General features: G+C 54.1%; 13 protein-coding genes and 2 pseudogenes. 8 read left to right on the top strand and 7 right to left on the bottom strand.

Annotated features, from left to right (window positions below):
- Nucleotides 1-3 precede the first annotated feature (3 nt).
- The 4 genes from EPD59_RS18580 to recO all read left to right on the top strand — a co-directional run bounded on the left by EPD59_RS18580 (nucleotide 4) and on the right by recO (nucleotide 4,431).
- Entirely contained in the window at nucleotides 4-327 is a 324-nt protein-coding gene (locus EPD59_RS18580; protein ID WP_133274094.1) for a 2Fe-2S iron-sulfur cluster-binding protein, read from the top strand.
- A 179-nt stretch (nucleotides 328-506) separates the two neighbouring features.
- Entirely contained in the window at nucleotides 507-1,136 is a 630-nt protein-coding gene (locus EPD59_RS18575) for a thymidine kinase (protein WP_133274093.1), read from the top strand.
- Nucleotides 1,137-1,245: 109 nt separating this feature from the next.
- Nucleotides 1,246-3,612 carry a type IX secretion system anionic LPS delivery protein PorZ gene (gene porZ, locus EPD59_RS18570; RefSeq protein ID WP_133274092.1) on the top strand — a complete coding sequence of 789 codons (2,367 nt, stop codon included), beginning with the start codon at nucleotides 1,246-1,248 and terminating at the stop codon, nucleotides 3,610-3,612.
- 96 nt (nucleotides 3,613-3,708) lie between these two features.
- The gene (gene recO / locus EPD59_RS18565) at nucleotides 3,709-4,431 is read left to right on the top strand and encodes a DNA repair protein RecO (protein ID WP_133274091.1); all 723 of its coding nucleotides are present in this window, start codon (nucleotides 3,709-3,711) and stop codon (nucleotides 4,429-4,431) included.
- A 47-nt stretch (nucleotides 4,432-4,478) separates the two neighbouring features.
- Here the strand turns inward: recO and EPD59_RS18560 are convergent, their stop codons facing one another.
- The 5 genes and pseudogenes from EPD59_RS18560 to EPD59_RS18540 form a co-directional block, all read right to left on the bottom strand.
- Nucleotides 4,479-4,937, bottom strand: a complete 459-nt coding sequence (locus EPD59_RS18560; protein ID WP_133274090.1) for an FKBP-type peptidyl-prolyl cis-trans isomerase — start codon at nucleotides 4,935-4,937, stop codon at nucleotides 4,479-4,481.
- Nucleotides 4,934-5,497 (bottom strand): FKBP-type peptidyl-prolyl cis-trans isomerase, encoded by a 564-nt coding sequence (locus EPD59_RS18555; protein ID WP_133274089.1) that lies wholly within the window; start codon nucleotides 5,495-5,497, stop codon nucleotides 4,934-4,936. Before EPD59_RS18555 ends, EPD59_RS18560 begins: the two co-directional genes overlap by 4 nt.
- A gap of 58 nt (nucleotides 5,498-5,555) precedes the next feature.
- On the bottom strand, nucleotides 5,556-6,047 hold the full coding sequence (locus EPD59_RS18550; RefSeq protein WP_133274088.1) for an FKBP-type peptidyl-prolyl cis-trans isomerase: 492 nt from the start codon (nucleotides 6,045-6,047) through the stop codon (nucleotides 5,556-5,558).
- Nucleotides 6,048-6,123: 76 nt separating this feature from the next.
- Nucleotides 6,124-7,080: an FKBP-type peptidyl-prolyl cis-trans isomerase gene (locus EPD59_RS18545; RefSeq protein ID WP_133274087.1), complete on the bottom strand. Its 957-nt coding sequence runs from the start codon at nucleotides 7,078-7,080 to the stop codon at nucleotides 6,124-6,126.
- Between the two features lie 37 nt (nucleotides 7,081-7,117).
- A pseudogene (locus EPD59_RS18540) lies at nucleotides 7,118-8,160 on the bottom strand (DHH family phosphoesterase).
- 334 nt (nucleotides 8,161-8,494) lie between these two features.
- Between EPD59_RS18540 and EPD59_RS18535 the strand changes: the two are divergent.
- Nucleotides 8,495-8,914 (top strand): nucleoside-diphosphate kinase, encoded by a 420-nt coding sequence (locus EPD59_RS18535; protein WP_133274086.1) that lies wholly within the window; start codon nucleotides 8,495-8,497, stop codon nucleotides 8,912-8,914.
- 115 nt (nucleotides 8,915-9,029) lie between these two features.
- Here the strand turns inward: EPD59_RS18535 and EPD59_RS18530 are convergent.
- Nucleotides 9,030-10,333 (bottom strand): annotated as a pseudogene (locus tag EPD59_RS18530) (nucleoside permease).
- A gap of 315 nt (nucleotides 10,334-10,648) precedes the next feature.
- On the opposite strand from EPD59_RS18530, the gene EPD59_RS18525 reads away from it, so the two are divergent.
- From EPD59_RS18525 to EPD59_RS18515, 3 genes are read left to right on the top strand one after another with little or no spacing between them, the layout of a single operon-like run.
- Nucleotides 10,649-11,254 (top strand): hypothetical protein, encoded by a 606-nt coding sequence (locus tag EPD59_RS18525; protein WP_133274085.1) that lies wholly within the window; start codon nucleotides 10,649-10,651, stop codon nucleotides 11,252-11,254.
- Between the two features lie 41 nt (nucleotides 11,255-11,295).
- The gene (locus tag EPD59_RS18520) at nucleotides 11,296-11,889 is read left to right on the top strand and encodes a hypothetical protein (RefSeq protein ID WP_133274084.1); all 594 of its coding nucleotides are present in this window, start codon (nucleotides 11,296-11,298) and stop codon (nucleotides 11,887-11,889) included.
- On the top strand, nucleotides 11,873-12,169 hold the full coding sequence (locus EPD59_RS18515; RefSeq protein ID WP_240731494.1) for a winged helix-turn-helix domain-containing protein: 297 nt from the start codon (nucleotides 11,873-11,875) through the stop codon (nucleotides 12,167-12,169). The genes EPD59_RS18520 and EPD59_RS18515 overlap by 17 nt, the downstream gene beginning before the upstream one ends.
- A gap of 103 nt (nucleotides 12,170-12,272) precedes the next feature.
- Here EPD59_RS18515 and EPD59_RS18510 read toward each other — a convergent pair whose 3' ends face one another.
- Complete coding sequence (locus EPD59_RS18510) at nucleotides 12,273-12,878, bottom strand: superoxide dismutase (protein ID WP_133274083.1); 606 nt, start codon at nucleotides 12,876-12,878, stop codon at nucleotides 12,273-12,275.
- Between the last annotated feature and the right edge of the window lie 20 nt (nucleotides 12,879-12,898).

Raw genomic sequence — 12,898 nt, 5'->3', positions numbered from 1 at the left:
AAGATGCCTAGTCTAACCGTGCAAAACTTGTCAGGTACTGTAGTGGCGGTGCCCGCTGGCTCCACTTTGCTGGCTGCCCTCCAAGCCGCCGGCCACGACTGGATGCACGCCTGTGGTGGCAAAGGCCGCTGCACTACCTGCCGTTTGGAAGTACTTAGCGGCGCGGAAAACCTAACGCCAGACACGGAGGCAGAATTGCGTTACCGTCGTGCCGGCCGCCTGCTGCCCCATGAGCGACTCACCTGTCAAACCCGTTTGACCCAGGGCGAACTGACGGCCCGTGTGCCCGAGCCGACCAAGCTGCCGCACGTAACCTACAGTTCCTAATTTTATCTGGATACCGCCCTGGCGGAGCGAGCTTAGGAAGTGCGTAACCCACAGGCAACTAGCGCTACGCGGAAACTATTTCCGGGGTGTCGTCCTTGAAGCTCCAAGCCGAAACCCTTACTTTAGAGGTTTAAAGCAAAGCCAGATCATTCGCTGCTGGCTATTCATAGTAAGACCCTATGTTTCTAGAACCCCGCGTCGGCACCAACCGCGAGGCCCCTCGCCGGGGCTGGATCGAGGTGGTGTGCGGCTCCATGTTTTCGGGCAAAACCGAGGAGTTGATTCGTCGCTTAAACCGGGCTACCATCGCCCGGCAGCGCGTTGAGATTTTTAAGCCCTCAATTGATACCCGTTACCACGACCACGACGTGGTATCGCACAATGCGAACAGCATCCGCTCGACGCCCGTGGCGTTGGCGCAGGAAATCCTGCTCATGACCAGTGGCTGCGATGTAGTCGGCATCGACGAAGCCCAGTTCTTCGACGAGTCGTTGGTGGAAGTGTGCGTGCAGCTTGCCAACCGGGGTACCCGCGTTATTGTGGCCGGCCTCGATATGGATTACGCCGGTAAGCCTTTCGGGCCGGTGCCCGCTCTGATGGCCGTGGCCGAGTACGTAACCAAGGTGCACGCCGTGTGTATGTGCTGCGGCGAGCTAGCTTCCTATTCATTTCGCATTGCCGCTTCTAAGGATAAGATTTTGCTCGGCGAAACCGATTCGTACGAAGCGCGCTGCCGCCCTTGCTTTTTGGAGGGAATGAAGGAGAAAAGCTCCTCAGCTCGCGTTACCGCCAGCCACGACTCCTTATAGCCCGAAGCCGGCGGGAGCGCAGCCACAGAAAGTTCTGGGGGCTTTTTGTAGCTGTATCTTTCTGCTGCATCGCGCTAAGTGAGGCTTTGCGTATCTCCAGTTTTCGCCAATGACCTACCTGTTCCGTACCTGCCGTTGGCTCAGCTTCTTTGCAATCTGGCTTTGTGGCCTGACCTCGGCTGTTGCTCAGGGACCCGTAGGCTTTGGCGATTGGCAGCTGCATTTGCCCACCAACCAGGCCAAAGCCGTAACCGATGCAGATAAGCGGGTGTACGTAGCTACCGAAAACTCTTTTTTCTATTTTGATAAAGAGCTAAACACAACCCGGCTGCTTTCCCGCCGCGATGGCCTGAATGATGTAGGCGTCAGCACCGTAGCCTATGATTCGGTCAGTCAACAATTACTCGTTGCCTATAATAGCGGTAACCTAGACGTACTGCGGGCCAACGGTTCCATTCAGAATGTGACGGATATTCTGCGCGCCCAGATTACCCAAGCCAAAACCGTTAACCACATAAATTTTAGCGGGCCCCGTGCTTACCTCGCATGCAGTTTTGGCTTAGTCGTATTGGATATGACGCGGCTGGAAGTGCGTGATACCTACGTTAATATAGGTCCGGCCGGGCAGGCAGTGCAGGTATACGCCAGCGCTGTGCTCCGCGACTCCGTGTATGCCGCTACTTCAGCGGGCCTGCTGCGGGGCCGCCTGACCGATAACCTCGCCAACTTCCGCAGCTGGACCATCGACCTGCCTGCGCGGGCCGGTAATCCGTTTCGCACGCTTACTACCTATAACGAGAAAGTATACGCGGGTGCCAATGGCGACCAGCTATACCGATTTGTGGGCGGCACCGGGGCCGCCAGAGGCTGGCAACCAGTGGCCGGCTTTGCTGGGGGGCAATTTCGGCAGCTTACCGCTTCGCGGGCTGGCTTATTGGTAGTCGGGCTGGATAACCTAGCGGTACTCGACCGGCCGGGTGGCACTATTCGTACGTATCGTAATGGCCTGCTGCGTGATACGCGCGCGGCGATTCGCGCGCGCGATGGCGCGTTTTACGTGGCCGATTTTCAGAATGGCTTAGTAAAAATAACCGGCGCCCAACAGTTCGAGAGCTTTGTATCAAACGCGCCAGCCAGCGCCCGATCTTTTAGTGTGTACAGCGACGCACGCACGGGAATCACGGATGTCTTTAGCGGCGGTTTTTCCGATCGATTCCTGCAAAATGGCTCTTTCGGCGGTTTTTATGAGTATAAGGACGGGCAGTGGACCAACATTACCCCCCAGACGCTCCCCAACCGCTCCGAATACCCCAATTTTCAGGACCCATCGCATGGGGTGCGGACCCCCGACGGCACGCTGTACATTGGCAGCTACGGCAATGGCATACTAGAATGGAAGGGCCCCGGTAGTTTTCGTCAGTTCACCGATGGCAGTGGCGGTAACCCACTGAAGACGGCTTTAGCGCCGCCCAAATTCCCCAACTTCGACCCGAACTACACCCGCATCACCGATCTAACCGCTGATGCGGAGGGAAACGTGTGGGTAGTGAACCGGCATGAGTTCGCGGGGGTGCCTGGCGTACACATCTTTAATCCCGTCGCTACTACGTGGCGCTCGTTGCCATATTTTGCCGGAGTTGAGAATCTCAACGGCATTGTGCTCGACAATAATGGCTACGTGTGGCTGTCTACCTCGCGCCAGCCCACCGGAAACGGCGTTATTGCCTACGACGAAACTACGCGTACGCCGCGCTATTTCTCTACGGCCAATGGCCTGCCCTCCAACGACATCTACGACATGGTGAAAGATCGGCAGGGGAGTATTTGGGTGACCACCAGTACGGGTGTGGCCGTTCTCACCGATCCAAGCCAAACCTTTTTGGCCAACTCGGAGGCTGTATTCCAAAAGCCTTTCATTCAACGCGGCCCGCAGGCTAGCCTCAACTTTCCGGCGTTGAATAGCGATATTGTGCGTTGCGTAGCTGTGGACGGCGCTAACCGCAAGTGGTTCGGTACTGACCGCGGCTTGTGGCTGTTCACTGAAAGCGTGGATGAGGCGTTGCTCAATTTTACCACCGACAATAGTCCTTTGCCATCCAACCGTATCCTGGACGTGGCAGTGAACGACCGCACGGGGGAAGTATTCGTCGTAACCGACGCTGGAGTAGTGTCTTACCGCGGTTCGGCCACCGTTACAGAAGGCAAGCCCGCCTGCGCGAAAGTATTCCCTAATCCTGTTCGCACCGATTTTACGGGCCAGGTCGGCATATCGGGGTTAGCCAACAACGCAGTAATCAAAATCACGGACGTGACGGGCAAGCTTGTGTATCAGACCCGCGCCAACGGCGGCACCCTCACCTGGAACCTAGCCGACTACAACGGCCGCAAAGTACAGTCGGGAGTGTATATGGTTTTGTCATCGGATGCAGATGGCAAAAACACCTGTATTAGCAAAATAGCCGTGGTAGCGCGGTGATTTATTGCTGTGTTTTGGTGTTAAGAAGCTACCTAATCACCTAATATTCGTAGCTCGTCTATCTACCCAGAAGAGTAGCAAAACCAATACATTCGAATGCTTATAAAAACGCGTGGCTTGGTTCTAAGCTACATTAAGTACCGCGAAACCAGCATCATTGCGCGGGTGTATACCGAGCGGTTGGGCTTGCAGACATACATTGTGAACGGGGTGCGCAAGGCCAAGCCACCGGGGCGTATTGCTTTATTTCAGCCTTTCACGCTACTTGACTTGGTGGCGTACACCTCACGGACGGGTGGAATCACCCGCTTGTCGGAGTTTCGCTGCGCCGAGCAGTTTGCCAGCATTCCTTATGATGTGCGCAAGGGCAGCGTCGTACTGTTTTTGTCGGAAGTGGTGAGCCGTACGGTGTTTGAGGAGGAGGAAAACGAGCCTCTGTTCACCTTTCTGCACGATTCTATTCTGGCTTTCGACAAGCAGACCACAGGCTACGAAAACTTTGCTCTCGTTTTTCTGCTCCAGCTAGCGTCTTATCTGGGGTTTGGCATCTTATCCGGTGAGCAGGTAACCACGCAGGTTGCTTTCGCCGGCGAAGCCAGCAACCCCGCCACGAGCAGCAGTGCTCCCACGGTGCTGCGCTTCCGCGAGTTCGACCACTACTTTGATGAGTTACTCCGCGACCCAGCCACGGCTACCGTGCCCAATGGTCGCGTCCGCCGCGAGTTGCTGGCCGTGCTTATTCGCTATTATCAGCTGCACATCGAAAAGCTTGGCGACATTCGGTCCCTGGCCGTCCTTTCGGAGGTGCTGGGAGAATAGTGCCAGGTTTCTTATAAAAAAGCCCCCAGCGTCGCTGAGGGGCTTTTTTATTTAGTCACTTTCACCATTTCCAATTCAAATACCAGATCAGTATTCGGTGGAACAATGTAGCGGTTATCATCATCGGGGTTGCGGGCACCTTTGGCTCCGTAAGCCAGCGCGGCCGGTATCCAAACGCGGGCCCGGCTGCCCGCTGGTAGTAGCTGTAATACTTCATCCCAGCCTTTGATCACCTCACCGCGACCTACGCGGCAGCGCAGCGGGCGCCCATCGGAAGCGGAAGAGTCGAAGAGCTTGTCGTTGGGCAAAAAGGCTGTGTAGTTCACCGTTACCTTGTCGCCTACCTTAGCAGTAGCACCTTTGCCGGGCTGATGAATGTAGTAGCGCACGCCAGAGGCGGTGCGAATCGTATCAGGCAGCGCTTGTGCCTGGCTATGGCCAGCGCTGCTCAGGAGCAGGATCAGCAGCGCCGCGATACGCCAGAAGCGAATGGGGGGCTTTTTCACCGAATTTCGGTGATTTCGACGTCGAAAATAAGCACTTGGTTTGGCAGAATATCATACGAGCCGGAGGCGTTCTGCTTGCCCATAGGCCCGTACGCTAAGTAGGAAGGAATAATCAGCGTTTTGCGGTCACCTTTCTTCATTTCCACGAAAGCCTGATCCCAACCTTTAATTACCTCGCCATTGCCAATTAGAAACTCGCCGCAGTCGCAGGGAATCCGACGGTCGAAGGAGCTATCGAACACAACGCCATTTTCCAGAAACGTACCCCGATACTTCACCGCTACCCGGTTGCCAGCCTTTACCTGCGCGCCGGTGCCATTTACAATCGGAACCATGAACAGGCCCGAAGGCATGCGCTTGAATTCCGTGATGTTATTGCTGGTCAGGTACGCCTGTATCTTGGTTTCGTCAATTACCTTATACTCTTCCTCCTGCTTGCGCAGTTCTTTCGCGTACTTCTCCGTGGTAGTATCGCCGCAAGCGGCCAAAAAGGGCCCAATAGCCAGCAACAGCAACACGAGGCGGTTGAGCAGGGAGTAGGTGGAAAAAGTCTTCATCATCGTATCGCCTTTATTTTTGAAGTAGCTAGCTAGGCTTATAACGTATTGCCGCCCCTAGTTATTTAACGCTCACCAACTCCACATCGAAGCGGAGCACGGAGTTGGCTGGGATAGGGCCTCTCTCGATCGCCCCATAAGCCAGCGCTGAAGGAATCAACAGGGTAGCCTTGCCGCCTTGGTTCATCAGCGAAATGCCTTCGTCCCAGCCGGCAATAACTTTACCTACACCCAGTTGAAAATCAATTGGCTGGCCGCGCTTTACTGAGTTGTCAAACTCCTGACCATTGAGCAGCGTGCCTACATAATGCACGGCTACCATCTGGCCGGGCTTGGCTTTGGCGCCCGTGCCTACTACAGTCGGCACGTAATAAAGCCCTGACTCCTGCCGCTCAGCGCCAGCAATATTATTCTGCGCTATGTACTCCTGAATGATTTTCTCATCCTCCTTTACATAGTCGGTTTCTTTTTCGCAAGCCGTGAGCAATGGTACGCTGGCTAACAGCAGAACGGCGAAGCGGGAGAGGAGGGAACGCTTGAGCAACTGAATCATAAAGGCAACAGATGGATGATAAAAAAAGCCGTCGTGGCCGACCTAAAGGCCCGCACACGACGGCTAGGGGGCTTTTTTACTTCACGTCAACTAGCTCCACATCGAAGCGAAGCACAGCATCAGCGGGAATGTCGGCGCCAGCGCCACGTTGGCCGTAGCCCAGAGTGGAAGGAATCAACAGGGTAGCTTGGGTGCCTTTGTTAAGCAGAGCAATGCCCTGGTCCCAACCTGGAATTACCTGACCTACGCCCAATGGAAACTCAATTGGCTTACCACCTTGCTTCTCCGACGAGTCGAATACTTTGCCGTCGAGCAGGGAGCCTTTATACGTTACCGCCACGGTCTGGCCCTGCTTGGGCTTAGCGCCGGTGCCGGCCTTGTTTACTACGTAGTAAATGCCAGAAGGAGATTTCTCGGCCTTCAAGTTATTCTTCTTGATATAGTCCTGCAGGATGACGTCGTCTTTTTTGATCTGCTCTTCAGCATACGCCATCATCTTCTTCTGCTGCTCCTCCATCATTTTCTGCTGGTCGGCCATAGCCTCCTGCTCGCTTTGGAGCTTGTCGGCTTTCACGAACATCGTCATCGTGTTGCCGGCTTTCTTCATGAATGGCGGCACGGGAGCCTTGAATGATTTAGCGAAAATGGTGTCCACGTTGAAGCGGAATACGGCGCTGTCGCCGGGCTGAAGCATAGAAAGCGCTTCTTCCAAACCACCTTTGGTCTTCAGCTCTTCCAACTTAATGCGCATTGGTACGCCCATCTGGGCTTTGCGCGAGTTGAAGAGGATCGAGTCTTTCGCGGTGCGGTACTCTACGTTGAGGGCCAGAATCTTGCCCAAACGGTCTTTATAGGTTGCGTCGCCCTCGGGGCTTACTTCCCGCTCGGTGTACTTGCCACCTTCGCTTTTGAAAAGTTTGTACTCAAAGCCGGATTTGGCCTTTGTGAAATCACCGCCGCCTTTGTTGCAGGAAGCGAGGCCCAAAATACCAGCGGCAAGCGCCAAGCCTAGGAAATTGCGTTGAAAAAGCATGAAAAGGAAAAGAAGGTGAAAGTAAAATCGAGGCAAGTTACGCCGCTGGCGGCGCAACCGCTAGCGGGGCCGTCACGAGCTTGGTTTGATACTGAGGCAATAAGCTCAGGAAGCGTTGCACGGTGTCGTCCAAAGACTCGTAGCTGATGCCACCCGATGCGTTGAGGTGACCACCGCCCTGGAAGTGCTGACGAGCGAATTCATTGACCGAAAAGCCCCCACCGAGCGGAAAGAAATCTTTACGGCCTGCCCACGGTCGATGAGGACGGCCGCAAATACCACGCCTTCAATGCTTAACGCAAAGTTGACAAGTCCTTCCGTGTCGCCCGTCTTCGACTGGTACTGGCGCAGCTCATCCTGCGTGATGGCGATGTAAGCAGTATTATACTCGGGGAGCACCACTAGCTTGTCTTTGAGCACAAAGCCCAGAAAGCGCAAACGCATTTCGGAGTGCGAGTCATAAATGCGGCGATGCACGGAGCTCAGGTCAATGCCGGCGTCGAGCAGCTCGGCAATAATAAGGTGCACATTGCGGGAAGTGCTGGGGTGGCGAAACGAGCCCGTATCGGTCATGATGCCCGCGTAGAGGCTCTCGCCGATGCCCACATCAATCATGTCCTGATCGCCCAGGTCGCGGATTACCTCAAATACCAACTCGGCCGTAGCCGCCGCTTTGGGGTTGGAGAAATCCAGATCAGCGAAGTTCTCCGGCTCCAGGTGGTGGTCGATCAGAACCTTCGTGCCGGGCGCGTTGCGGATATAGCTGCCGAGCTCGTTAATGCGACCCAAGCAGCTGAAATCGAGGCAGAAGATAACTTCCGCCGTACCAATGATCTCACGTACCTGCGCATCGTTGCGGCGTGCGTCGTACACGATAACCTCTTCATTGCCAGGCATCCAAGCTAGAAAATCGGGGTAATCGGAGGGAGTGACGACGGTAACGTGGTGACCTTTTTTGCGGAGGTACCCGGCTAAGCCCAGAGAAGAGCCCAGCGCGTCGGCGTCGGGTTTGTGGTGTGTGGTGATAAAAATCTGTCGGGGCTGCGCTAGCAACTCCTTCAGAGCAGATATTGTGGACATTGCCTACTGATAGGTGGCTGAAATTCGGTGGTTTAGGCCGGAAGCAAGGCGGCAAAATTCGGAAATAATCCGCAAATAATTTTTGCCTTAACACAAGCCGCTCAGCATTAGGTTCGGGAAGTGAATAGCAATAGGTAAAGCACTGACGACAAGCACTCTTCTATTGAGATCGTGCACAGCCGCGTAAAACAGGGATCTGGGGGGCTTTTTTGCCTTGTTTTCTTCTCCTTACCTCAACCCTACCAACTTTAGCCTACTTTTGCGGCCGCAATCGTCTAACGATTTGCGCCCCGCAAGCATTCCATAATTTCCCACATCACTTTACAATACTAGAATGGCTACTAACCGCACATTCACGATGATTAAGCCCGACGCGGTACAGGAAAACCACATTGGTGGAATCCTGCACATGATCGAAGAGGGTGGCTTCCGCATCGTTTCGCTCAAGAAACTACGCCTGACGCCCGAGCGCGCCGGCAAATTCTACGAAGTACACAAGGAGCGTCCTTTTTACCAGGATCTGGTAAAATATATGTCGTCGGGCCCCATCGTAGCTGCCATTCTGGAGAAAGACAACGCTGTTGCCGACTTCCGTACGCTGATTGGTGCCACTAACCCAGCTCAAGCTGAAGAAGGCACTATCCGGAAGAAGTACGCCAAGAGCATTGAAGCCAATGCCGTGCATGGTTCCGACTCCGATGAGAACGCCCAAATTGAAGGAGACTTCTACTTCAGCGCAGACGAGCAGTTCTAAGCTACCTAGCGTCTAAAACATCAAAAAACCCGCTCTGCTTAATGCAGAGCGGGTTTTTTGTTAGACTACAAATAGACTTATTTTATACTGTTTTTATACTTCAATCAAAATATCTTTACGATTGGTTAGTCGCAAGTAGCGGCCCCGAAGCGGAGTGATCCACTTCTGTTGCCTCTTCTGCGGCCTGTGGGTTGTGCTTGTGCTTGAATAAGATGAGAAATAGCACGGCAACTACCAGAGCGTAGCCAGCGAAAGAAAGCCAGATGCCTTGCCAGTCTTTGGTAATACCATCAGCGGCGGTGAAATACTTCTCGATAACAAGGCCGCTCACCAGGCTACCAAAAACGGCACCGAAGCCGTTAGTCATCATCATAAACAAGCCCTGCGCACTGGCCCGGATAGACGGGGCCGTCTGCGTTTCGACGAATAGGGAGCCAGATATATTAAAGAAGTCGAAGGCCATACCGTACACGATGCACGAGAGGATAATCATCCACAGACCGTCGGCGGGGTTGGCGAAGGCGAACAATCCGAACCGCAATACCCAAGCAATCATGCTAAAAACCATCACCTGCTTGATACCGAAGCGCCGCAGAAAGAAGGGAATAGCCAGAATGAACAGCGTCTCAGAAATCTGTGAGATGGACATAATGATGGCCGGATACTTCACAGCTAGGGTATCCTGGTAAGCCGGTATTTGGTCGAAGTCGTGCAGGAAGGTGTCACCGTAGGCGTTAGTAAGCTGCAATGCCGCGCCCAGCAGCATAGCGAAGAGGAAGAAGGTGAGCATCTTGGTGTCACGCAGCAACGCAAAAGACTTCAGGCCCAGCACATCAATGAGGGAACGGCTCGGCGTGTCTTTCGCGGTAGGCGGGCACTTAGGCAACGTAAACGAGTAGAGACCCAGCAGAATAGCCGCGCCGGCGGCCACGTAGAACTGGTTGGCCGACTTCTCGAAGCCCAGCAGGCTTACCGTCCACATGGCTACAATAAAGCCCACCGTGCCCCACACCCGGATAGGCGGATAATCGCGCACTACATCGCCGCCTCTGCTTTTGAGCACATAGTAAGATACGGCAATGGAGAGGGCCAGCGTGGGCATGTAGAAAATCATGTTCAGCAGCATCACCCAGAACATGGTGCCCGGATCAGTGACCATGGGTACGGTGAACAGCACAATGCCCCCAGAATGTGGAGGATGCCGTAGAGCTTCTCGGCATTCACATATTTATCGGCGATGATGCCCATGATGGAGGGCATGAAGATGGACGCAATACCCATCGTCGAGAAAATAGCCCCGAACTGTGCCCCCGACCATTGCTTGGTTTGAAACCAGTATGCTCCGATGGTTATCAGCCACGAACCCCAGATAAAAAACTGTAAAAAGCTCAGGATAATGAGACGAAGCTTGACACTCATGTAGGAGCAGATTTAGAGAAGAAAACTTTCGAGAGGAGACGACCACGTGGGTCCGTGCATGGCTGAGCATTGCCAAAGCAAGGAGATCCGAACGAAGCCCATGAAGTCAGACCTCGAAAAGAAGAGAGGAAGGCAGAAAAAAAGAACAACCCGGCCACTTGCGCAGACCGGGCATTCAAAGATAGAAAAAAACGAAAACGAAGCGGGTGGAGGTAAGGCTACTTTAGAGAATAAAAAAGTTTGCATTGTAATTTGGTTTATATAATAAAGTAGTTTACATTTGTCATGTTCAAACACTACTAGCTACTCGAACCTATGAAAACGCTTGCCAGCTTCGCCACCCCACTCATCGCTAGCAACTTTGATAGCGTAGTCGTCACCAATCCCGGCCAGGCACTAGCGCTGGCTGATTTGCGGTCATACGCCTTCACGTACATGCTCCGCGGCTCAGTGGTACTGATAGCGTCTCTGAGCGAAGTAGTATTAGAACTTGGTGGGTTTGCTGCGCCCTGGTTGCCTTGGATGATACTGATGCCATTAATGGCCATCGTGTTGAGCGTGCGGAGCCGGCGGGAGCGGAAGCTACACCCGGTCAGCACAGCTCCCGTCGCCAAAACCATGCGTCTGCTACAGAAAAGCTTCATCGTTATTATGATCATCGCTATCATCTGCGCCATGCAGTTTGGCTGGGTGAGCGCCCACCCGATTCTTCTGCTCTTCAATGGACTGGCTGCGCTGATTGCCGGGCGGGTGCTGCAATTTCGGCCGCTGGTGCTGGGGGGTATTTCCTCGGTGATGTTGGGCGTGGCAATCATTTTTATGCCAGCTCATATTCAATTGATTGTCATTGCCGCGGCTATGCTGGTGAGCTACATCATTCCGGGCTTTTTGCTGAACGCCCAGAGCCGCGTGGCTGCTTAGTTCGCACTCTACTCTTTTTTCTGCCTTTCAACTTTACTTTTATGGAACCCATTGAAAAAACAATGTCGCCCACTGATAGCCTGCGGCTGATTCAGGAAATGATCCATACGGCCAAGAAGGACCTCAGCGACAACTCCTTCGACTTGCTGCTCTGGGGTTGGCTGGTGTTTGCCGCGGCCTTGAGCCACTATGTACTGCTGCAAATCGGCTACGAAAAACCTTGGTTGGCGTGGCCCGCGCTCATGAGCCTGGGTGCGGTAGCCGCCTTTGTGAATGGGGTCCGCAGGGGGCACCGCGAGCGGGTGCGTACTGCTCAGCACGATTTTATGACTTACCTCTGGGCTGGTTTTGGCGTACTGATGCTCATGCTCATTGGGGTGGGCATCGTAGCTGGCTGGCAGACGGCGTATCCGCTTATCATTGCCCTGTATGGCCTGGGTACGTTTGCTACGGGCGGCGCGCTCCGGTATCGGCCGCTGTTGTGGGGCGGGGCTGCCTGCTGGCTGCTGGCTACCGTAGCGTTTCGGGTGTCATTCGAGATGCAGCTGCTGCTGATAGCCGCTGCCGTGCTGGTCGCGTATATCGTGCCCGGACATTTGCTAAAAAACCAATACCGCCGTGGCCGCGCCGTTTGAAGAACTCGACCCGCTGCTGCACTCTCAGCTTCGGTTAGCAGTCATGTCGCTGTTGCTCAGCGTGCGGGAGGCTGAGTTTAATTTTCTGAAAGAGAAGACCGGAGCCACGGCAGGCAATCTGAGCACCCAGATTAGTAAGCTCAAAGAAGCTGGCTACCTCACCATGACCAAGGAGTTTAGCGGCAGCTACCCGCTCACGCGCTGCGCCATCACACCTGAAGGCATCAAAGCCTTCGAAAACTACGTGCAGAGCCTGCAACGCTACCTCAAGCCGGAGTAATTACATCTTCCTGAAATTCTATCGAACAAAAAAGCCCCCAGTCATGACTGGCGGGCTTTTTTGTTCGATAACTACTTGCTTTCGCAGATCAGAGACGGAGAAATTAAGCAGCTTGGAAGCGCTTATTTACTTCGTCCCAATTGATGAGGTTGTAGAAGGCGGCGATATAGTCGGGGCGCTTATTCTGATACTTTAGATAGTAAGCGTGCTCCCACACGTCGAGGCCCAAAACGGGCGTGCCTTTGCAGCCAGCGTCGGGCATGAGAGGATTGTCTTGGTTAGGCGTAGAGCAGATTTGCAACGAGCCGTCTGACTGCTTGCACAGCCAAGCCCAACCCGAGCCGAAGCGCGTGGTAGCAGCTTTGGTGAACTCCTCTTTGAATTTCTCATAGCTGCCAAACGACTGCGTGATTGCCTCACCGATAGCGCCCGTAGGCTCACCGCCACCATTTGGCTTCAAGATTTGCCAGAACATGGAGTGATTCCAGTGACCACCGCCGTTGTTGCGAACCGGAGCCGGAGCAGCCGCAATATTTTGCAGAATATCTTCGATAGACTGGCTTTCCATCTCAGTGCCCTGAATGGCGTTGTTCAGGTTGGTAACGTAGGCCTGATGGTGCTTGGTGTGGTGTATTTCCATCGTCTGCGCATCGAAATGCGGTTCGAGGGCGTCGTAGGCGTAAGGCAGTTGGGGCAGTTCGAAGGCCATGGGAAAGATAGGTTTGGAGG

This window comes from Hymenobacter radiodurans, assembly GCF_004355185.1.
Classification (GTDB): Bacteria; Bacteroidota; Bacteroidia; order Cytophagales; family Hymenobacteraceae; genus Hymenobacter; species Hymenobacter radiodurans.
The sequence above is the reverse complement of the archived record's forward strand: the minus strand, read 5'-3'. Positions and strand labels throughout refer to the sequence as shown.